This is a genomic window from Clostridium sp. NkU-1, assembly GCA_001312405.1.
Map to the genome: position 1 here is coordinate 44452 of BBDR01000025.1, position 20861 is coordinate 65312.

Annotated in this window: 18 protein-coding genes, 1 pseudogene and 1 riboswitch; of the genes and pseudogenes, 2 read left to right on the forward strand and 17 right to left on the reverse strand. The window is 40.1% G+C overall.

The window, feature by feature from the left end; genetic code table 11:
• Positions 1 to 127 precede the first annotated feature (127 nt).
• The 12 genes and pseudogenes from mgtA to JCM10519_RS23455 all read right to left on the reverse strand — a co-directional run bounded on the left by mgtA (position 128) and on the right by JCM10519_RS23455 (position 10887).
• Positions 128 to 2845, reverse strand: a pseudogene (mgtA, locus tag JCM10519_RS23415) (magnesium-translocating P-type ATPase).
• Between the two features lie 310 nt (positions 2846 to 3155).
• Entirely contained in the window at positions 3156 to 3284 is a 129-nt protein-coding gene (locus JCM10519_RS33385) for a hypothetical protein (protein WP_347845269.1), read from the reverse strand.
• A gap of 103 nt (positions 3285 to 3387) precedes the next feature.
• Positions 3388 to 3547, reverse strand: a riboswitch (M-box (ykoK) riboswitch).
• Between the two features lie 382 nt (positions 3548 to 3929).
• Complete coding sequence (locus tag JCM10519_RS23420) at positions 3930 to 4289, reverse strand: linear amide C-N hydrolase (RefSeq protein WP_347845279.1); 360 nt, start codon at positions 4287 to 4289, stop codon at positions 3930 to 3932.
• Positions 4202 to 4837 carry a linear amide C-N hydrolase gene (locus JCM10519_RS33390; RefSeq protein WP_347845270.1) on the reverse strand — a complete coding sequence of 212 codons (636 nt, stop codon included), beginning with the start codon at positions 4835 to 4837 and terminating at the stop codon, positions 4202 to 4204. Before JCM10519_RS33390 ends, JCM10519_RS23420 begins: the two co-directional genes overlap by 88 nt.
• A 264-nt stretch (positions 4838 to 5101) precedes the next feature.
• A complete protein-coding gene (locus JCM10519_RS33395; RefSeq protein ID WP_347845271.1) occupies positions 5102 to 5869 on the reverse strand; it encodes a hypothetical protein in 768 nt (255 codons plus the stop codon).
• On the reverse strand, positions 5820 to 6425 hold the full coding sequence (locus JCM10519_RS33400) for a hypothetical protein (protein WP_347845272.1): 606 nt from the start codon (positions 6423 to 6425) through the stop codon (positions 5820 to 5822). The genes JCM10519_RS33395 and JCM10519_RS33400 overlap by 50 nt, the downstream gene beginning before the upstream one ends.
• Positions 6426 to 6490: 65 nt before the next feature.
• The gene (locus JCM10519_RS33405; RefSeq protein ID WP_347845273.1) at positions 6491 to 6991 is read right to left on the reverse strand and encodes a DUF255 domain-containing protein; all 501 of its coding nucleotides are present in this window, start codon (positions 6989 to 6991) and stop codon (positions 6491 to 6493) included.
• Positions 6992 to 7029: 38 nt separating this feature from the next.
• Complete coding sequence (locus tag JCM10519_RS23430; protein ID WP_347845274.1) at positions 7030 to 7194, reverse strand: DUF255 domain-containing protein; 165 nt, start codon at positions 7192 to 7194, stop codon at positions 7030 to 7032.
• A gap of 144 nt (positions 7195 to 7338) precedes the next feature.
• On the reverse strand, positions 7339 to 7524 hold the full coding sequence (locus JCM10519_RS23435) for a hypothetical protein (protein WP_054742262.1): 186 nt from the start codon (positions 7522 to 7524) through the stop codon (positions 7339 to 7341).
• 932 nt (positions 7525 to 8456) lie between these two features.
• Positions 8457 to 9194 carry a hypothetical protein gene (locus tag JCM10519_RS23440; RefSeq protein ID WP_054742264.1) on the reverse strand — a complete coding sequence of 246 codons (738 nt, stop codon included), beginning with the start codon at positions 9192 to 9194 and terminating at the stop codon, positions 8457 to 8459.
• Positions 9187 to 9375, reverse strand: a complete 189-nt coding sequence (locus JCM10519_RS23445) for a zf-HC2 domain-containing protein (protein ID WP_054742266.1) — start codon at positions 9373 to 9375, stop codon at positions 9187 to 9189. The genes JCM10519_RS23440 and JCM10519_RS23445 overlap by 8 nt, the downstream gene beginning before the upstream one ends.
• A 1128-nt stretch (positions 9376 to 10503) precedes the next feature.
• Positions 10504 to 10887 (reverse strand): hypothetical protein, encoded by a 384-nt coding sequence (locus tag JCM10519_RS23455; RefSeq protein WP_347845275.1) that lies wholly within the window; start codon positions 10885 to 10887, stop codon positions 10504 to 10506.
• 852 nt (positions 10888 to 11739) lie between these two features.
• Here JCM10519_RS23455 and mobL point away from each other — a divergent pair.
• Complete coding sequence (gene mobL / locus JCM10519_RS23460; RefSeq protein WP_054742272.1) at positions 11740 to 12321, forward strand: relaxase MobL; 582 nt, start codon at positions 11740 to 11742, stop codon at positions 12319 to 12321.
• Between the two features lie 264 nt (positions 12322 to 12585).
• Positions 12586 to 13533, forward strand: a complete 948-nt coding sequence (locus JCM10519_RS23465) for an SEL1-like repeat protein (RefSeq protein ID WP_054742274.1) — start codon at positions 12586 to 12588, stop codon at positions 13531 to 13533.
• 351 nt (positions 13534 to 13884) lie between these two features.
• Here JCM10519_RS23465 and JCM10519_RS23470 read toward each other — a convergent pair whose 3' ends face one another.
• The 5 genes from JCM10519_RS23470 to JCM10519_RS23490 all read right to left on the reverse strand — a co-directional run bounded on the left by JCM10519_RS23470 (position 13885) and on the right by JCM10519_RS23490 (position 20599).
• Complete coding sequence (locus tag JCM10519_RS23470) at positions 13885 to 14151, reverse strand: DUF1871 family protein (RefSeq protein WP_054742276.1); 267 nt, start codon at positions 14149 to 14151, stop codon at positions 13885 to 13887.
• A 3-nt stretch (positions 14152 to 14154) separates the two neighbouring features.
• Positions 14155 to 16191: an RHS repeat-associated core domain-containing protein gene (locus tag JCM10519_RS23475; RefSeq protein ID WP_347845276.1), complete on the reverse strand. Its 2037-nt coding sequence runs from the start codon at positions 16189 to 16191 to the stop codon at positions 14155 to 14157.
• Positions 16192 to 16315: 124 nt separating this feature from the next.
• Positions 16316 to 17914, reverse strand: coding sequence for a hypothetical protein (locus tag JCM10519_RS23480; RefSeq protein ID WP_054742279.1), 1599 nt, complete (start codon positions 17912 to 17914; stop codon positions 16316 to 16318).
• Positions 17886 to 19391: a hypothetical protein gene (locus tag JCM10519_RS23485; RefSeq protein WP_054742280.1), complete on the reverse strand. Its 1506-nt coding sequence runs from the start codon at positions 19389 to 19391 to the stop codon at positions 17886 to 17888. The genes JCM10519_RS23480 and JCM10519_RS23485 overlap by 29 nt, the downstream gene beginning before the upstream one ends.
• Positions 19392 to 19543: 152 nt before the next feature.
• Complete coding sequence (locus JCM10519_RS23490; protein ID WP_054742281.1) at positions 19544 to 20599, reverse strand: hypothetical protein; 1056 nt, start codon at positions 20597 to 20599, stop codon at positions 19544 to 19546.
• Positions 20600 to 20861 lie beyond the last annotated feature (262 nt).

Consider the following 20861-nt stretch of genomic DNA (forward strand, 5'->3'; position numbering starts at 1 on the left):
TTTCCTGCCCTTGTTTTGGGACATAAAATGTATACCTGTAAGGTATCTCTTGCATCAAATTCCGCATATGGATATATTTTATCAAATCCTCATGTTTTTGTATAGCCCTATTTCAGTGCTAAAAATCCTAAAGCAGTTCCCCATATCTTCTGACAAAAAGTTTTTTTAAAAATAGTCACCAGAACCATATATAGTAATATGGTCAGCGCCAGCCAGGCAAAGTATACGGGCGGCAGCGCAGCCAGACCAATTGACACACCAAGACCGGTAAAGGGAATGATGGTCAGAACAGCAATTCCTGTAAAGGTGAGCAGTGTCACCGGCAGCGACGCGCGGCTCTGGATAAACGGTATTTTCGGCGTACGGATCATGTGTATGACAAGCGTTTGACTCCACATGGATTCCACGAACCAGCCTGCCTGGAAAACAGCAATATAGTACGCCTGCATCGCCGGGTCAGTAAGCTGGTGGAACAACTGCCCGCCGCTCATGGCTGGGCATATGATGAAGTACATCAGCAGGTATGTTGTGACATCAAATACTGAACTTGTAGGGCCTATCCATACCATGAACTTGCCTATAGAGGATGCATCCCACTTTCTCGGCACGGCAAGAAATTCTTTATCCACATTGTCCCACGGAATGGCTGTGCAGCTTAAATCATAAATCAGGTTAAGCAGTATCAGATGAATCGGCATCATCGGCATAAAGGGCAGAAAGGCGCTTGCCGCCAGAACTGAGAACATATTTCCGAAATTGGAGCTTGCCGTCATCTTGATGTACTTGATCATGTTGGCATAGGTTATGCGGCCTTCGATAATCCCCTTTTCCAGCACCATTAAATCTTTTTCCAGCAGGATAACATCGGCAGATTCCTTGGCAATGTCCACGGCGGTATCCACTGAAATACCCACATCGGAAGCTTCATAGCCGCTGCGTCGTTTATGCCGTCGCCCATATAGCCCACACCATGGCCGTTATTCCGTAAAGCAGTGATGACGCGCGCCTTTTGCTGTGGAGACAGCTTAGCAAAAACACTTACTTTTTCAGCAGCTTTCCCCAACATTTCGTCAGTCATATGATCCAAATCAGAGCCCAGCAAAATGCGGTCAACTGGGATGCCCACCTGGCGGCACACGCATCGTGTCACCTTGTCGTTATCTCCGGTAAGGATTTTCACATCTACCCCATGGGCGTTTAAGGCTTTTACCGCTGCAGCCGTAGATTCCTTCGGCGGGTCAAGAAACGCCAGATAACCCATCAATACCATTTCCGATTCATCGGCTACAGAGAACGCACCTACGGGAGATGGATTGGTCTTTTGTGCCACGGCGATGACACGCATCCCGTCCTCATTGAGTTCATCCACCTTTTTGAGAATATATGCCCGGATATCATCGGTCAGCGGCAGAACCTTTCCTTCATATTCAGCAAAGCTGCAAATCGACAGCATTTCCTCTACCGCACCCTTTGTTATCATCTGCGTTTTGCCGTTTTTCACCACTACGCTCATGCGGCGGCGTTCAAAGTCAAAGGGAATCTCATCCACCTTTGTAAATCTGTCCGTAAGGCCGCGCAGTTCCTCCACAACATCCTGTTCTTGCTGTGTCCGCTCAATGATAGCTATGTCCATAAGGTTTTTAAGCCCCGTCTGATAATAGCTGTTAAGGAACGCGTGGCGCAGCACCCGCGCATCTTCCTGGCCGTGGATGTTTAGATGGTACTCAAGTACTACCTTATCCTGCGTCAGCGTACCCGTTTTGTCTGTGCATAAAATGTCTATGGAACCGATGTTCTGTATGGAGTTTAAGTTCTTGATAATCGTCTTTTCCTTAGACATAGCCACCGCACCTTTGGCAAGGCAGGTGGTGACAATCATCGGCAGCATTTCAGGTGTAAGCCCCACCGCAATGGAAAGAGCAAACAGGACGGCTTCCATCCAGTCGCCTTTGGTAAAGCCATTGATAAACAACACCACCGGTACCATCACCAGCATAAAGCGGATAAGCAGCCATGATACCGAATTTACACCTTTTTCAAAACTGGTTTGAACAGACTCTTCGCTGACATTTTTCGCCATGCTGCCAAAAATTGTGTCATCACCCGTTGCCACTACTACACCAATTGCGCTGCCGCTGATAACGTTAGTACCCATAAAGGCAAGGTTCGGGCATTCGGTCACAGTATCGTAACCGTCTCTGGGGGAGTCAGGAAATTTCTCCACCGCCTCACTTTCACCGGTCAGGGCCGACTGGCTGACGAATAAGTCTTTGGCATGCAGTATACGCATATCAGCAGGAATCATATCGCCTGCCGCAAGATGCACAATGTCACCCACCACTGCATCTTCAAGAGGAATTTCCTCTTTTCCGGCCTCCTGCCTCTGGACGCAGATGGTAGTCTTAATCATTTTCAGCAGGCTCTCCGCCGAGTTTCCGCTTCTTGTTTCCTGAACCAGCCGTAAAATACCTGATATCATTACCATTGTCATAATAATCATGACGGTCATGGGGTCGGCATCTCCCGGCTCCGCTAAAATAATATCGGTGAAAGCCGATACCGCCGCCAGCCCGATCAGGATAGCGGTAAATGGATTGATAAATGCTGTGCAGATACGATGAAACAGGGAATTTTTTTTACCATGGGTAACCTTGTTGTCACCATATTTCTCCCGGGAAGCCTCTACAAGGGCATCATTTAACCCCTCTTGAGCCGTCCCCAGCTTGTCGAGCAGAATATCAGTTTTAGAAGCGGCGGCAAAGGTGAGCCTGTCGTTCACCTCGTTGCGGCGTACCATTTCTGCAAGCATTTTTTTTGTTTCTATGCGATTGTTTTTGTTCTTCATTGGTCTGTACCTCCATTTCTTGATTTTAAAAAGATGGTTGAAAGCACAGCCCATAACTGATGAGCCACATCACTTTTTATGGTAACGGAACAGAAACCACGTTTTCATTCCATAACCATATATGTTGCTGCCCGTCAGGATCAGGGCTGCCTTGACTTCCGGTTTCCATTCCGTTCACCTCGCTTATCTTTGAAATATCTATATAAAACCCTGACAGGGTGTTGCCGAGTATCTTAACGCCCTAAAAAGGGCATGAAAAAAACCACCGTTCGGAAAACTAAACGATGGCATAAGGAGATATCCGGCCGGCCTAAATGCCAGCAGGTGTATCAATTTTAAGACGGCCACGAACACGCAGCTGCCATGCGCCCTCAAAAAAGGCGCTCTTCCTAATTTTGCCATCATTTATATATTGTTTATAACTACTGCCGCTATCCATGACCTCACCTCCTTACAAAAAAAATCCTCTGTTAACGTTTCATAACGACAACGATAACAGAGGATATATCCTCATACATATAACGCCTGATTGCTCGAAAGCGTTTTCTCGCCATCGTTCAAGTTTTAGCTTCACAGGGCGATGAAGTTACGTTATTCCATGCCTTGGATTCGACATGGACTGTTTAACCTTCTCATAGTGTCTCCACTACTCTGCGGCAGCAACCCGTATCCCTGTGGTAGCCTCACCTACCGAAACGGAAAAAAATCATCCAAAAACAGTATATTTCCGTAGTTCTGATTTGTCAACCCCTTTTTGCAACAAGCATTACCTGATTTTCTGCAAAAATATCAAAACGTATTTGTCGATCGTTCATATTTTGTTTAAATTTCATTCAAAAACCTTTTACACAAATAACATGATTTCTTCATGTTTCATGGATATACTTAAAACATGAAATACAAATTGCTTATAAGATTTTTTTCATAATACTCGAGCTGGTAATTTATTATCAGCTCTCCTCCCTTTTTGAAATAACTTTTGCATGGCGTATTGCATGACTGGTTCTCAGAATCAGCCATGCAGTACGCCTTTTTCTTTGGCCATGCCTTTTATTAATTGACCGTTTGTCATTCCGGCTTGCTTCTATAATCCCCCCAGATTCACAAGCTCCGGAAATTGGCAGCAATTCTCAAAAAGGCTCGCCGATTCTACCTGTATATTATCATAGGTTTTAAAAAAATATTCACAGGTGGCCGTATTGATAAAGGCCGTATATTTGGTGTAATCATAAGAATTCTTGCTTGTTACGACTGCTCCTTTTGGTATGGAAACGCTCTCCATAACATGAAAGCATGAAATAACCGCTTCCATACGGCTTTGAGGTGTTGGAATAAATGATTTTAAATAAGCGGTCCTTACAAAACGCTCTGGAGATGTATACCCACCGGCAGAGCCTGGGTACCTCCTGCCTGTCCAAATGGAGTCAGCCGGACATTCCCCCAGACAGCCTCCTCGGACTGATAGGGAGAGGCCTCCATGTAATTTCTTAAGTTCGTCATATGCCACCGGAAATCAGGGCTGTTAGACATGACACCAATCGGATTAGTTATTACTTCCATGCCTCTTTCTGTCTGCTCTATGACAACGCATTCCCCGCTGCGGTCTACCGCTATCCAGTGCAAGGGAGCCACGGTCTGTGTCACCGGATCTTCAAGGCCAACGATTGAGATGGTTTTTAATAATTCCCGTAAATCATCTATACCCGTGCATCTTCCCAATATATAATGAAGGAAATCTTTGGAGGCGATTTGTTCTCGTGCCCCCGAATCCTGCCCGCTATTATATTGGGCATAGCCTGCAAAATAAAGAACGGCTGCCGCAAACCCCATTTCATTGACCCCGTCAAAAAATCCCAGGTCCCCCTCCAGTTCCTGTCCAATACCGATAAAGCAGTAGATATCACGGATTTTTTCCCTGCTTAATGCATTATCCCATTCATAATTCTTTGGAACAATGTAAAGATGAGGCTCAATATCATAAGAAAAATCCATATTCCTTCCAAAAAAAGGTTTCCCCTTGCCGGGATCTCAAGGTAAATGCCGTGCACATATAAACTACCTCCCATATTGTAAATTGCTTACTTATTTATATGGGGGCCTGTGGTTTTTATGTATGTAAAATAGGGGGAAGATCAAAGGGGCTGCCATAAATAGTCTCACTGGAAAAGTGTGCAAAAATGAGCTTTGATTGGTTTTATAATCCATTTTCAAAGCTCATCTTCTGCCAAAAGCACTATTTTATTAAATAATCTGCCATTACAAATTTCTTTTGCAGCTCCAATTTACAGGGATTGCATTACTTTTTTTTAATTCATCCATGCCTTTTACAGGCTTTAAACAAGCCCCGTTGCGGCATACATAATAGTTGCTTCCCTCAGGCGGAATGGGATAATCCGCTGTAAACGGAGCAGCCTCTGTCAGGGCTTCCTGGTTCAGAGAAGTTTTTAAAATTATACTTACATCAGGCGTCCGGCTTCTTTGCAGCCCCTGTATTTCTTTTAATATAGAATCCTCACCGGAAACACATACAATTTCCGTAGACGGATAAAGAAGGCTTTGGAATGCCAGCAAAGAAAAGCAGTAGTTTGCAGGGCTTTTCTCCACTTCCTGCGTCAGATAAGAAACCTGCTTTTCAAGAACGCTCTGCCATTTGATTTTCCCGGTCAGGTGATAGAGCCTGCTTAGTACATATGCTGCCACGGAATTCCCGGAAGGAAGCGCGCCATCATAAAGCTCCTTTGGGCGGCTGATCAGCTTATCCCTGTCGTGGGCATACATATAAAAGCCTCCCTGAGCTTCATCGAAAAACAGTTCAAGCATCTTTTCTGAGATTTCAGAGGCAATGTTTAGATACCTGATATCAAAGGAAGCTTCATAAAGCTCCAACAGGCCAAATGCATAAAACGCATAATCATCAAGCTGCCCGTCGTGAACCGCCTGGCCCTCCCTGTAGCGGATAAAGAGCCTGCCCTTATCAGAGGTCAGATACTTCCCTATAAACGCCTGCGCATTTTTTTGCCGCATCAAGACACCAGTCATCTCCCAAAACCTCATATGATTTTGCAAGTGCTCCGATCATAAGTCCGTTCCAGGAAGTTAATATCTTATCATCCGTATGAAGGGTGGTCCTTGTTATCCGGTAATCAGAAAGCTTTTTACACAGATTTTTCAACTTTTCGCTGCCAGTGCCGTAATTTTCATTATCAATGAGATTTGGAATATTCTTTCCCTCAAAATTGCCTTTTTCCGAAACTCCAAACCATTTACAGAATTCATCTGCATCGTCCTTAAGGACCTGTTCGATCTCTTCCTTCCGAAACGTATAAAACTTTCCTTCCACTCCTTCGCTGTCAGCGTCCTGACCGCAGTAAAATCCACCCTGCTCATCAGTCAGCACCTCCCGGACGTATCGAAGGATTCCCCTGGATACTCTGGCATAAAGACTGTCTTCCGTTATGGCAAAGGCTTCCGTATAGGCATACAGCAAAAGGGCATTGTCGTACAGCATTTTTTTCAAAATGGGGTACCCGCCATTTTTCATCGGTGGAATAACGGGAAAAGCCGCCTCCAATGTGGTCATAAATACCCCCCCGGTACATCTGCCTAAGGGTCTTTTCCGCAGCCAGAAGAGCGTCTTTATCTTTTTCAAAAAAAGTGATGTCTTAAAAGGAAAATCAGATTATGGGGCATGGGAAATTTAGGCGCCCTTCCAAAACCTCCCCATCTCTTATCAAAGGACCGTTTTAGCTGATCCGCAGCTGACAGAAACATTTCCTTTGCAGGTTCCCTGCCCTCATTATTAACAGATGTCCCTTCTTTGTTTAAATATCCGGTTATCTCATCTCCCGCTTCCAGAAGCTTATGTTTCTCATTTTCCCAAAGCTTCCGTATGGAGGTCAAAACATCCAGAAGACCGGCGGATCCCCATCTCGAATGTTTGGGCAGGTAAGTCCCTGCATAAAATGGTTTTTGTTCCGGCGTCATAATGATCGTAAGAGGCCATCCACCGGAACCGGTGAGAGCCTGGCAGACCGACATATATACGGAATCAATATCCGGCCGCTCTTCCCTGTCCACCTTTATCGCCACATAATACCTGTTAAGAATTTCTGCTGCTTCCTGGTCCTCAAAGGACTCATGAGCCATGACATGACACCAATGACAAGTCAACTATTGCAGACAAGTTACGAATACCCAATAGATAGGAAAACAGGCTTGTCTTCTTGCCTTGCTTTCTCAAATGCTTCTTCTCCCCATGGATACCAGTTCACCGGATTATAGGCATGCTGCATCAGGTAAGGGGATTTTTCTTTGATTAATCTATTGGGTATGTCTTTATGATTGTCCACGCGGCCACCTCCTTTCAAAATTACATATATTTTTTTAGCGTCCTGTATGAAATTTATTTTCATTCTGATATCGTCTCCATTTCTATATTATATTATACTTTTCAAAATGGTACGGTACAAGCTGCTTCTATTCTGTTTACTTACCTAAAAATACTCATCTTTAAGTAACTTAATTAACTTTTTTCTTACACGATTTACATATTGCCTGGATATCCCGAACTTCTTAGCTATCTCAGCATCAGTTTCTTCATTAAATATCATGGAATAAAATATTTGATATTGTTTACCGTTTACCTTTAATAGTAATTTACTTAAATCCTCTTTAATCACAATATCTTCATATTCCGATTGTTTGCAATATAGACTGTCAAAATATTCTTCCTCTACTTCAACCTTATTATCAAAATTTTTTTCTACTTTTTTTTATACAATTCATAAAACCTGTTTTTTATGGCTTGACTCAAAAAAACGCACACATTGACCCTCGTCCTCGTAATATTCCATCTTGTTTACGGACTCAAGAAGGCAAAGTACCAACTCTGCATATGTATCCTCTTTTTCATCTTTATATAAAAGACGAACGTACTTTTTAATTATAGGTTCCATCTTGTCTAAAATTAATAGAAATTTTTCTTTGTCACCGCCTTTAAATTCTTGTATTAGTGTACTTAGTTTATCTCCATATTTTTCTTCCTCCTAAAAGGAAAAAAAGAAAAAAAAGGAAGTAAATGTAAACCTCGACAGGATTAAATATTTTTGATAACGATTTAATTGTATATGAAAAAAACAACTAATTTCTTCCAGTGTGAAAAATAGACTTATCGCTGACAAAACTTCGTCATTATATACAAACTTATTAAATTTAAATCTATATTTTTCACTTATAATCTATATTTCTTCTTATATTATTGTTAAATTATTCTTGTTTTTTTCAAAAAATTTACGAATGTTTAACCAGATAATGCATTATCCAGGTCTATCGATCAACAAAAAAGCTCCTGTATGTCAACATGCAGACAGGAGTAAAGAACAGGAATGTCGTCGAATTTAATGGTCATTCCTATTCGGCCAAATTAAACAAGTATTTTTAATATGAAGTTCCTGGAAAACGCTTAGGAGGCGTGCGAAAATATTTGCTCTGAAAGAGGCATCTTTTTCATACATCATGGAATTTCCACAAAAAAAGAGAATGCCTTTGGGGCATCCTCTTCCTTGTCAAGATATAAAGACCATAGATTACTTAATTATCATCTAAATATAAATTATAAATTAATTTTTTTACTTACATCATCAAATCTAAATTCTAATTTAATTTTACCTGGATACCTTACTCCATGCAGTGTAATATCAAAGGCATTTTCTTCTCCTGTAATCGGGGCTGCATTATTTTCTAACACCCTGTCTTTTTCAGTTAAGTACTCCATTTCAGGCAGTACCATAGAAAATTGTATTTGAACATTGGTATTAATTAGATTACTGTATTTCTTATAATGATATTCTAAATTTTCTGCAGCTTTCGGAATTTCTGCCGGGAAGAAACTGTTATAAACAGCTTCATACTTTATTATATCCCTATCCACATCTAAATATTTTTTTATCTTATTTGTTTGTGACTCCAATGGGGGAACAATTAAAAATATTGTAATAGTTATAATTAAGCTCAAAAGCAATGCTGCGATTTGCAGTAGGATATTAAAAATGAATTTCCGGATATAATGTTGTGTATTATCATTTTTAATGATACTAAATAACTGTAATAATGCAATAAGGACAGGTGATAATCCTATAATAAAACAAATAAGGTAGAAAAAGCTAATGCCAGGTGTATAGTGAAGCATTGGATACTTTATTGAATATTCTTTAAACATAAAAATAACACTTATAATTATAGCAAGAATTGTTATTGCGATTGAAATAATATTAAATGCCGTTAGTATCTTTTTCAATATATTATTTTGTATGCTCTGTTTACTTTTAGACAGCAGATCTTTTTCAGACATTCTTTTTTTTGATTTCCGCTTCATAAGGAATAAGGGGCTCTATTTTCTTTGTAATACTATCCAGATGTCTTCCGCAATCGCTGCATGTACTTATATGTTCATTAACAATTATCTTACTTTCTTCGCTGCACAAGTCTTGTGCATATAGTGGCAGTAAATCCTTAATAACTTCACATTTCATTACCAACATCCTCCATTTCACTAATCATATCATGCAGTTTATTTTTGGCTCTGTAAAAATTTATACGAACCCAATTTTCCGTTTTTCCAAACTGTTCTCCAATCTCAGAGTAATCTAATTCTAAAAAAAAGCCTTTGAATAATTATTGTTTGATGGGGTTCCTTTAAATACTGAATCATATGAACAATCTTTAAAAGCTCCTCTTTTTCTATAAGATCATCGATCAGGCTGTTTTTCTCCACATTTGTGTACTTTTTGATCACACTATTACTATTTACTTTCCAATTATTACCATATATAATTATAACAGACAATGTATAATAAGGGGTTAATGTAATGCTTAATATAATTGTTTTTTTCTCTCTTTTATTTTTTTTATAAGTTTAGTCATACTTTTTTGAAATAGGAAAGTATAAATACAATTTTAGTTTACGTAAGCTAAAAAAAATTTAATATACCTACTCGCATTACAATATTTGAATACAGGAATATATTCAATGAACATGGGTGAATTACCTAATTTTATAAATTCAATAATTATTATCGTCGCCTTTTTTTATAGCAGCCATATTTATGATCTACTTTTTTTACAAAAAGTGACACTATACCATCAACAATCATTGCTATTTTTTTTATCATTCTTATAACATTTTTTTATTTTATACTTTTGTGTACTTATAATAATAAAAGGTTCAAATCGTTTTACTGTGATAGCCTTTATACTAATTTTGTTTTACATGATTATGTTAGAACTTGCTCTAAAGAAAATGAAAAAAAAAGCCAATAGATTTATATACACAAGTTTCTTGCTAGTTTTAGCATTTATTTGTATTATATCTTTATATACCGCTTATCAGAACCCTAATGAATTAACTGTTAAAAGTTTCAATAATGCAATAAGTAATTACGGAAAAATGCCTGAAGGCGGAACAAATGATTTAATAAATATATGTCTATATTACATAACAAAAGTGTATAATTTTATTGTTATAGTACCACTAACAGCAATACCGGCCGAAATTTATAGAGAGTTTCTAGATAAATAAACCCTTTCTAAGTGTTAGTGCCAAGAAGAATAATTCATTTCTTAACATTAACTTAGATTTATATTCCAATCGCACAACAGCCTTACTTCGCAATTATAAAATTTGTCAGCAATTCTTTAGCTTTATCTGGCAGCGTATTCATATTAAAATTATCATCCAGAAGTTCAACCGCATATCCGCACATATAAGGAGTGTACCTCAGGGCTACCTCCTTGTATCTTTCTTTCTCTTCAGGTAGCATGTCCTCATAATCTGTACAGCAACCATATTTTGTAAGAAAATCAACTCTCCTGATTGTTCCGGCCAGATCAAGCACTAATAATACCAAACATATTTCCCCATTTCCAGCAGCTGCACCAGGTATCAATATTGATTCAGAGGAATTTCCGTCTGAAATAGTATCACTGCCATATGTTTTTATCATTGCCTGGTGCAATAGATTGAATATCCCCTTTGCATATTCCATATCTTCCGTATGGTAGGAATCAAACAATTTCTGATAATCAATTCGCGATAAAATATTTCTTTCTATGTAATCATTGTATTTACGTGCCTGGTAAGCGAATCGCCCCTTAATAGATGCACCCGGCCAGTCCCTTTAGGTTTGCTTTTTCGAGCTGATTTATTCCGTTCCCTTACAATTCCGTTTTCTAACTCATATCTTTTAAAAGATATACATAATAAGTTCTGCAATTTGAACTCTCTTTCCAAAGAGGAACAGCCCATTATACATGAACTTGTCCGGGAATTACAGTACCAGGAATTGCATAGACAGCAACCGGCAGTTCCTATGCCTGTTGCATCAGAACCTAATTAGGAGTAAAGCGATGAGTAAAAAAAGCTTCGAAAACTACAGGCGAAAATCCTAGAATCAACGTATCTTTTGATCCGGAATCTTATGAGCATATTAAACTTCTTGCTGCCAAACAAAAAAAAGTCCATGGCCGAAGTCGTAAGAAACTGGTCTTTGCAGGGATTAAATGGGGATCATAACGCTCAGAGCATTGGTCTGATCACCGATATAGTCCGTACCCAATTACAAGATGTTTTACGCCCTTCTATTGACCGTCTAGCAACATTAAACGCAAAGACTTGTATGTCAATCGGGAACAGCCGCTTATATAGCCGCAGAAGCCATATTATGGTTTGCGCCGACGTCTAGGCAACAGGAAGTAGAAATATCCTACGAATTAGCCAGGAAAAAATCGATAGCATACATGAAGGGAAAAATAAAGGAGGACGAATAATAAATTTGAAAATCAGTCACATAATCTGAAACGATCATGTGGCTGATTTATTAACATAAGGAGGTACTAATTTGCCACATAATGTTTTAGTCTCAAAAATAAGATGTAACAACCCAAACAAAAAAATGCTGCTATATATAACAAAAATCATTTTATATATAGGGACCAGAGAAGGAACGGATCTTACACCATTAAAATGCGAAAATACAGATAAATTTGAGAAAGAAATGGCCTCATCAGAAGATTATGCCCGGTATATCGCAAAACGCCCACATAGCCATGGATTATTTGGAAATATACCATTAGATGATATTAATAAATTTAGTAAAGACATATATGAAATATCAAAGCAAAAACGTAATATTTATCGTGGAATCGTATCTCTTGATTCAAGAGATGCAGAAGAATTGGGATATTATGATAAATCCAAGTGGGAAACCTATATCCGATCCGTAATACCAGATGTAGCGAAAGAATTTGGTATAGGCATAGATAAACTGGAGTGGGCAGCCGCTTATCACGCAGAAATTGAACATCCCCACGTTCATTATATGTTTTGGTCCTCTGAGGAAATAAATAAAATCAGTACCATGACTTCTGGCATCAGACATAATACTACTCTATCTCAAAAAAATTCCTATAAGACAGCTTGAGAACACTACAGAGGAGCATTGACCCTTATTTCAATGATTCCACAGAAAGGCCGTCTGAATTATAAGCTCATGCCCCCCATGTTAAAGAGCAGATTAATAAAATAGTGGATATTATATAAAAAAATACATCTGTTAATGAGGCATATGAAAAGTATCTAAGCAGTATTAATAAAATTAGTATGACTTGCTCTCCTTCAGAAGCAAAACAAAAACATGCTGCATGGATAGATAATGCAATTGCTAATATACGCAAAGATTTAAGTAATGTTATTCTCAAGGATATTAAAAAAACAAATTGCGATTCATTCAGGCTTTACAGCCTTTGTCACTGCTCTCCTTGACCAATACAATAGCCATCATGTTGAAGATGATCAAATTGATCACTTTTATAAATCCCAAGTATATGATAACTCCATCATAACAGATGATACTAGTTTATATAAAGATAAAAAGTATTTAGAAAAATCAGCCAATGACGGGAACCAATTTGCACAATACCAGCTGGGCAAGATCTATTACTCTCCTGACTTAGGGAAAACTGATTACTCTCTAGCTATTTCTTACCTAGAGGCCTCGGCCGCACAGGGCAACGACTTTGCTATGTACCGGCTGGCTGTACTCTACAAAAATTCCGATCTTGAATTTTATGCTATCGGTAAAGCAATTGATTATTTTAAAAGTTCTGCTGAATTAGCAAACCAATTCGCTCAATACCAACTGGGCAGGATCTTCAGCTCTCCTGACTATGGGGAACCGGATTATCCCCTTGCCATTTCTTACCTGAATGACTCAGCCGCACAAGAGAAAGATTCTGCAATGTATCAATTGGGGAGAATGTACTCCAATGAAGATATTCCCATTTATAATATGGACCTGGCAGTATCTTATTTGATGAAATCTGCAAATAAAAACAATTCTTTCGCACAGCTACAGCTTGGCATGATTTATTTGTGGGGTATGGGAGTAAAACAGAATGTTTACCTTGGTAAAGCTATTCTTACACAGGCAATTAAAAACGAAAATCCATTTGCACAACAAGTACTGGATTCTTATGAAACATATCGTTTGCAATATACAATGAATATATCATATAAACTTTTTACAAATATTTATGAAGCTATATCAAATCAAGATAATCGGGCATCAACAATTGCAGCAGAGAGACTTTACCGTAATCTTAGTAAAAAAAGCCATGATAGAAGAGCAGCTTAAAAAAGCCTCACAAGCATAGTAATAGCCATGAATCCGAAAAATAAATAACAACGAGCTTCTGGCTCTTGTCGCAAGCCCACCACCATAATCACTCCATCTTAAAATGTCCATCCTTTCCTTGAGCGGGGTGGACATTTTTGTTTTATACCGTTATAATAGACTTCCGATGATATTCCCCCTGCAAGTATTCCAGCGAGGGGTGGGGACTCGGTTAAGGTCGAGCAGTATTTTTTTATGGGAATCACCTCCTGCAAGCTGATTAATATTATTGTATTCTTTTTGTTTATGAAAATCAAGGCAAAAAACAGCCACCTTGGGAGTGACCCAAGGCGGCTGTTGTGAAATTGCTTGCTACACTACAGAAGAAAGTATTTTCTCAGCTATTTCTTGACACTCTTCTACATCTTTAGTGAAAGTATCACTCCCAAACTCATTGGCAAAAACCCGAAAAATAATATTGGTTAAATCATCAACGCATATTTTATGATTCTTTTGAATTGCATCAAATATTTCCTTAGATTCATAATCATACTCATCTGGTGGTGCATGAGTAATAAGCAATTCAATGGGATCCCACTCATCAATAATGCTTTTTATATCAGTGTATGAAAGTGACATATCTTAACCTCCAAAAAGCTTCTTCACAATTTCTTGCATAGCCGCATCATATTGTGCGCTCGAATAAGTTGTTATCAATTTACCAGCTTTATCTACTACAGCCATTCCTTCCCTTGTAATATATGCAAATTTATCTGCTCCTTGTTGTAGAATTTTACCAGTAGCCACCCAAGCATCTACCATTTGCTGAGTAATCCCGCGTTCAGCCATTCTTCTTAATCCATGCTGAGCATAGGTAGACCAATTAACAGAAATATTGGGGTTTTGTGCTATAAGCGTTCCCATAGTGCCAAAACTGGTTCCAGCAGCGGCTATCGTTGAAACGCCAGCAGCTGTAATTGATACGCCTCCAAAACCAGCAGCTGTAGCTGCCGGAAGGGCAGCTGCACCCGCGACGGCACCAACTGTACCACCAATAAGTACACCTCCCGCAATGTACCCTGCCTTAGCCCAGCCAGTAGCTCCTTTTTGGTTGGCAATATGATTGCCTACAACTCCACCGATTGTTCCTACAAGAGCGGCACCACCAGCAATCAAAAGAACTGTAGCAGTGATAACAAAGTTCCCATTTTGGTCTATATACATTATAGGATTGTTCATGCCATACACATACCTATTACTACTCTGCATTATAGCAGTGATATCCGGCACATAGGTATATGTGTTCAAGCCCAGCGGGTCATTGGGGTCTACTTTACGCTCATTGATTTTCAGGGGATTATCCCCATAAATCATATTGTTCGGATTCCAATGAGTATCTTCCGTCAAGAAGCGGCCTGTTGTTGGATTATAAATTCTGCTTCGTAAATAGTAGGTATTCGTCTCTAAGTCTATATACTCCCCACAATACCTGAACGGGTTCTTGTCCTCCTTGTCTGGGTTTCTCTCAACTCCAAAAGCATCATACTCATACGAGGCTTTACACGTTCCGCTTTGACTCCACAGCTGGGTTACATCCCCATGTTCATTAAATATATAGTAGTATACCACACTATCTATTTCTCTGGCAATCAAATTGATTCCTCTTAAATAGGTTTTAATCTTTTCTCCATCAGTCTGTTCCGCTACAATATCGCTTCCATCCCAGTAATATATATTCGTTTTCCCCTGGCTTTCGGTCAGTTTCCTCACCTGGGCGCTGTGGCGTAGGCCATCTCCCCGGTACTGATATGTAATCTCTTTCTCATCCTGATTGATACGAATCAGTTGGTTGAATCCATCATAATGTCTCCACTCATAAACGGTAGGAGTCTCCTTTTGAAAGTTCCCCGATAACTTGACATTTCCCGGATAGTCTGGTGTTGGCGCTGTTTTTTCCCAAATTCGGAAGGTTTCATTCCCATTATCATCATAACGGTATCGATACGTTTCCGTTGTTTTCCCCTGCTTTTTTGTCTCCTTTTCCAGCCGGTTGTTCAAACCATATTCATAGCTGGTAACACTGACCCACTCATCCTTTGTTCGTCCTTCCACCATCATTTTCATACGGTTGGAATAAGCGTCATAGGTATAAAGCGTCCGCTTCCAGCCGGAATAATCTTCTTCTGTCAGACGGCCTAGTTGGTCATATTGATATGATATGGTGACTGGCGCAGAACCGGCTTTGTTAATCTTGCTTAGAATGTTCCCATTCACATCATAGACGTATTCCCATGCAGAAATCACGGTTCCCTGTCGTTTATTTTCTAAAGATATTACACGGTTGCCATCATTATACTTATAATTGGTTTCCATACCGGATTGCGGATTGCGGAGGGTTTTTCGGTTGCCTTTTTCATCATATTCGTACTCTGCCAGTATCACCCCGGCAGCGTTACTTTTCCTTATCTGCTTTAGACGATATAAGTCATCATATACATAATACAGACTGACATCCGGACTTGCTTTTCCTTCAAAAATTAGTTGAAAGGACTGACGGTTTCCATATATGTCATAAGTATAATCTTTGATTACATTTCCCGGATCTTCCTGGCGGGTTAGCTGGCCTTTATAATTGTAACGGTACTTCGTCTCCAGCAGGACGTTTTGTTTTCCTCCCACGGTTTCCCGGCTGACTTCCCGAATCCGCTTGCCGTTCTTACCATAGGCGTACTCCCGCTCACTGACTGCCATTCCATCAGGAGTTCTCTTTTGTACGGTTTCCTTTATTAGATGTTCCAGGGCATCATGCTGATAAATGGTCTGGTCTTTGTTTCTGTCCGTTTTTTTTCTGCAGCCTTCCGGCTTTGTCATACTCATAGTATTCCGTACAGCCACGGGCATCCGTCATTGCCGTGACATTTCCAAAGCGGTCATAGGTGTATTTTGTTACCTCCCGCCCTTCGCCGGATGGGGTATCCCCGGTTCTCCTTAGAATGACCTGATTCATCGCATCATACCGGCAGATGGTCTTAATCCAATTGCCCGGGCTTAGGTACTGGTAGGTATCAGTCAAACGATTCCTGGCATCATACACATACTGAGTCTCCTGCCAGCCATCTTTTTGTGCCTTCTTTTCCCATATGATATTACCGGCTCCATCATAGTAATATTTTACTTTCTGGCTGCGGTGGTCAAACGGCGCTAAGGTTTGAACCAGACGTCCTGCTTTATCGTATTGGAATTCGGTTCTCTTTCCAGCTTCATCCCATTGGAACCGTTTATTGCCTAACGCATCATATTGAATGCTGGTGATTCTCTCCTGACCGGAGTCTGTCCGTATAGATTTTACTACACGGCCTGCATAATCGTACTCAAAGTGTTCTGTGTTTCTGTCATCAATTTTACTGATATTGTTTCCTGCATTGTCATATTTGTAGGTAAACACCCTTTCTCCATCTAAAAGTTCCTTCCTAACCTGGTCTTTTTGGTCTTTATAACATTCTGTCACTATATCCGGAGCGGAGCGTCTCCTATGACCTTTTTTTACCTCGCGAAAGTATTTCATGCCATCTGCCGGATCGGTAAATACCTCATTGTATTCATGCTTCTCCTCATAGCCCACTTGTGGAATCGTGTAGGATAGCACCCGGCCAAATGAATCGTAGGAATAACGTTCAGTTTTTCTTATATTATCCGCTGCTGTGCCGATCCCATCATATGTGACTGCTTCTGTAAGCTCGCCCCATGAATTATACCGGAAATCCTGAAGCACGACATCGCCGGAAGTCGGTTCATTGGATACAGCAAGACAAACCTGTTGAATCTGTCCAAACGGTGTGTATTGAATTCGTTTTTTCTGGTGGTTCGCATCTGTTTCCGTGATATAGTTTAAGCTGTCATTATAATAGGTTTCATTTACTGCCTGCTTGCCGTCTATCGGAGGGAGCGTCTCTGCTACAATCCGTCCCAGCTCGTCATAGCGGTAGGTACTGACCTGATTCCTGGAATCCTTTTTGGAGATAAGCCGTCCCCAATTGTCATATTGAAATTCTTCCTTGATTGGATCGCAGGGCTTGCCGTCTGCATCTCTCATGTCGGTTTGTTCTTTTGATATAAAGTTATGTGTGTATCTGCTGTTAGTACCGGAAGGAGAACTGTATTGATAGATGGTTTCTGCATACTCACCTGACTGCTCCAGGTTACCGCCGTCTGCCAAGAAATACCTTCTTTCGTTGGTCACACAGTAGGGATTTGCCCCATCCTTATAATCATATCCTGTCTTTTCTTTTAAGACTCCATTTTCATAGATCCGATGATATTTTATGACCCGTTTTCCCAATTCCGTATGCAGCTCATTTGTTTCTCTGATCTGGTCAGAGCCTTTTTTTTCTTTCTGTTTCAAGAATGATGCTGTAGTCTCCATAACTAGTATTGATTTCCTGGTTACAGGAAGGGTCATCAGGATATTTTTCAATGAGCTGGATGACATTTGCTTTTTGATCTGAGGAATATTTCCAGGAGGTTTCCTTTTTCAGAAACTTGGATTTATTGTTCCTGTCAAATACCTGGTCAACTGCTTTTACCAGTAGTTTATTGTTATATGTATAATCGCTCATTGAAATAAGGTTATCATGATGCTTAACCTCCTTTTTTTTAAGCTGTCCTTCGCTATCGAACCGATGGGTTTCCACAATGTCCTGGTGATTTATTACTTTTGCATATTCGATATACTTGCCATTTTGGAGTTCAGAATCAAGCGTGTAGTTATATACTCCCTGATTGTATTCGGCTCCGTCAACAATATCCTTTTTCATCGTCAATGCAAAATGGGTTATATATCCACCGGCATCATTTTCAATGCTAATTTCTCTGTCATAGGTAAACTGTGTGGAGGCATGATTTGGGTATGTGACGCTCCTTAGCAGCAGATACTTGCGCGCTTGAGTTCTGGTGTTGTTTCCAACTCTTCCATCGGAAGCACACTTCATATTACACCTGTATTCTTCGTAGCTATACTGGGTCTTACAGCCTGTGGGGTCTGTTACCTCGGTTAGTTTATGAGTGCCACGCTTATCGATATGGTAGGAAAGTTCACATACTTTTCCAGGCGTGCTTTCCGGTAATCTCCATACAAGTCCGTAATTCGTTCTCTCCAGTTTGATTGTGCGCCCCCAGGTGTCTACAATCTCCATACCACCGGATCTTCTCAGATCGTAGAAAACAGTATTTCCAAACTTATCCTGACGGGCGACCAGTGTAAAATTATTAGGATTCGGTATATCCCGGTCACCATCGTCCCTATCTGAATTAAAATAGTCCATATTTCCATTCTTGTATTTAATTATAATATGATAACGTTTTGCAATACCTGTTGCATAGGGGTGCCAAATCGTACCCGATCTAGTAAGAATTTCTACATCTATTAACCTATAATCCTCAAATGTGTTTGAGATCCGGTTTATTTCTAAATTTCTTCCGTCTTCAAGATGTAAAATGTAGTCATAACTGCGAGTTCCTATTAAATTTGGCCGCCAAGCCCACCTAAGATTCTGCACAGTCTCAATTGACGGCAGAACAAATGACCAACCGTGTCCCAACCCATAAGTCGTAGTATAATAACTGTTATCTATTGAACCTGTAATTAACCTTGAATTCATGACATATGGAGCCATATCCACTAAATTTGCGCAGCCTGAGTCATAACGTCTGGCAATGGTTACATCAAAGCCATTCCTGCCGGGCAGAACAAAATCGGTTGTCTCATATTGGACATTTCCGGTGTTTAACTGAACATTTACGTGATTTGTTTCAAAGTAGGTAAACGGGGATTCCGGATACTGTTTGATATTGGAAATACCGTCCTCCTCTGAAGACAGCACCGCTCGGCTCAACTGTTTTTTTCGGGCTTTTTTTCTTCCCTTTCTTCTTCGCCTGATACATCCTCATCCGTATTTGTATCAGGCGCATCCCATTCATTTTTGTCTATATAGTCCTCTATAATTTTTTTTTGTCCATCTAATCCCTTCTTATCTTAAAATAGTGATACTATTGCGCTTCCAGAACCCTTTGCGATAAATTCGACAACTGCAATGGAACCGCTAAAGCATTCATTCTGACTTAACTGTCTAGTTGATTGAAACCATAGCTTTCCCGGAATACTGGAATATATTCTTAAATTTTCTTCCGGATAATTTCCTGGTTCTGTTATGCTTTTTAGGCTGCCGGCTGCGAGGCTGGTTAATTCCAGTAAGTATGGATTATACCGAAGGTTCATGCGGATCTTGTTCAAACCGCTTACCTCATGGGCTTTCAACACGACTGCGTAACGTTTACCAGTCTTTACTGGGTATTCCATGATGCTGCTGCGATAAAATATAGGAATAACCGGCAATTGTGCTGTTGCTAAATAATCAGACTCATCACCGTTAGAACCATATGCTTTGATCCAGTACATTGCGCTGGACGCTCCAATTGGGATGGAATCTGTCATTCCCCGGTGTTCTTCTTTATGTTTCTGTGTATCCAGTTCATGGAAGGGCAATTCTTTTCCTTCCCATTCGTTAAACGTCAGCCATCTGGAGTCAATACTTTCCCATGAGAGGCCAGGCAGCATCACCTTCTCCCCTTCCTCCCATGAATATCCGTATTGATCTAGGCCGCTCCAGGCTATATTAAGCTCACCCAGTTCCAGCCAGGTACATCCCTTTTCAACACCTGGCCGTTTAACGCCGGGGCCGTTAAATATTTCAAAACTGATTTCCCGGCTTTCTAACTGCTGCCAGGTATATGAATGATTCTCAAGCTGCGACCAGCTTAACTGCTCATAATCCAGGCGTTCCCAGTGCTGCCCTTTGCCTGTTCTGGTTTCGATTTGATGCCAGTCTAGGGCTGCCTGATCATACCTGCTCCATGGTTCAATGATACTGTCAATATTATCCCAGGTATATCCGTACAGGGCCTGTAAAAAAGATTCATTAAATACCCGTTCTACAATATAATTTTTATCTGTTTCCACCGCTCCCCAGCTGATTTGTACTTGTTCTCCCTCGTAGAAGGTGGGGACATGTAAACATTCCGGTCGGTTCATAAATAATAGGTTCCTCCTTTCATTTTCTATTGGTAATTTTAGTTTTTGTTTTATAATTGATTGTATTTGAAGTTTTTCGCCTGGTACTCCTCACCTGCATCCCGTCATGATTATGATGTTTCCTGTTTCAGTACCATGTGGTTTCTTACCATATTTTTTTTGCCAAAGATAAACTTTATGATAGAAAAAAATCATTTATTATGCTGATACTCATCCTTACATATTGAAGGGAAGAAGGAGTATCAGTTCCGTTTGACTCAAG

Bases quoted from the DNA above. Each gene is read 5' to 3' on its own strand.
- JCM10519_RS33390 (WP_347845270.1), bottom strand. From the start codon at position 4,837: ATGGATTTTTCTTATGATATTGAGCCTCATCTTTACATTGTTCCAAAG.
- JCM10519_RS23465 (WP_054742274.1), top strand. From the start codon at position 12,586: ATGTTATTCTCAAGGATATTAAAAAAACAAATTGCGATTCATTCAGGC.
- JCM10519_RS33395 (WP_347845271.1), bottom strand. From the start codon at position 5,869: ATGCGGCAAAAAAATGCGCAGGCGTTTATAGGGAAGTATCTGACCTCT.
- JCM10519_RS23470 (WP_054742276.1), bottom strand. From the start codon at position 14,151: ATGTCACTTTCATACACTGATATAAAAAGCATTATTGATGAGTGGGAT.
- JCM10519_RS33405 (WP_347845273.1), bottom strand. From the start codon at position 6,991: ATGGCTCATGAGTCCTTTGAGGACCAGGAAGCAGCAGAAATTCTTAAC.
- JCM10519_RS23445 (WP_054742266.1), bottom strand. From the start codon at position 9,375: ATGAAATGTGAAGTTATTAAGGATTTACTGCCACTATATGCACAAGAC.
- JCM10519_RS23440 (WP_054742264.1), bottom strand. From the start codon at position 9,194: ATGTCTGAAAAAGATCTGCTGTCTAAAAGTAAACAGAGCATACAAAAT.
- JCM10519_RS23490 (WP_054742281.1), bottom strand. From the start codon at position 20,599: ATGAACCGACCGGAATGTTTACATGTCCCCACCTTCTACGAGGGAGAA.
- JCM10519_RS33400 (WP_347845272.1), bottom strand. From the start codon at position 6,425: ATGACCACATTGGAGGCGGCTTTTCCCGTTATTCCACCGATGAAAAAT.
- JCM10519_RS23455 (WP_347845275.1), bottom strand. From the start codon at position 10,887: ATGGAATATGCAAAGGGGATATTCAATCTATTGCACCAGGCAATGATA.
- JCM10519_RS33385 (WP_347845269.1), bottom strand. From the start codon at position 3,284: ATGGATAGCGGCAGTAGTTATAAACAATATATAAATGATGGCAAAATT.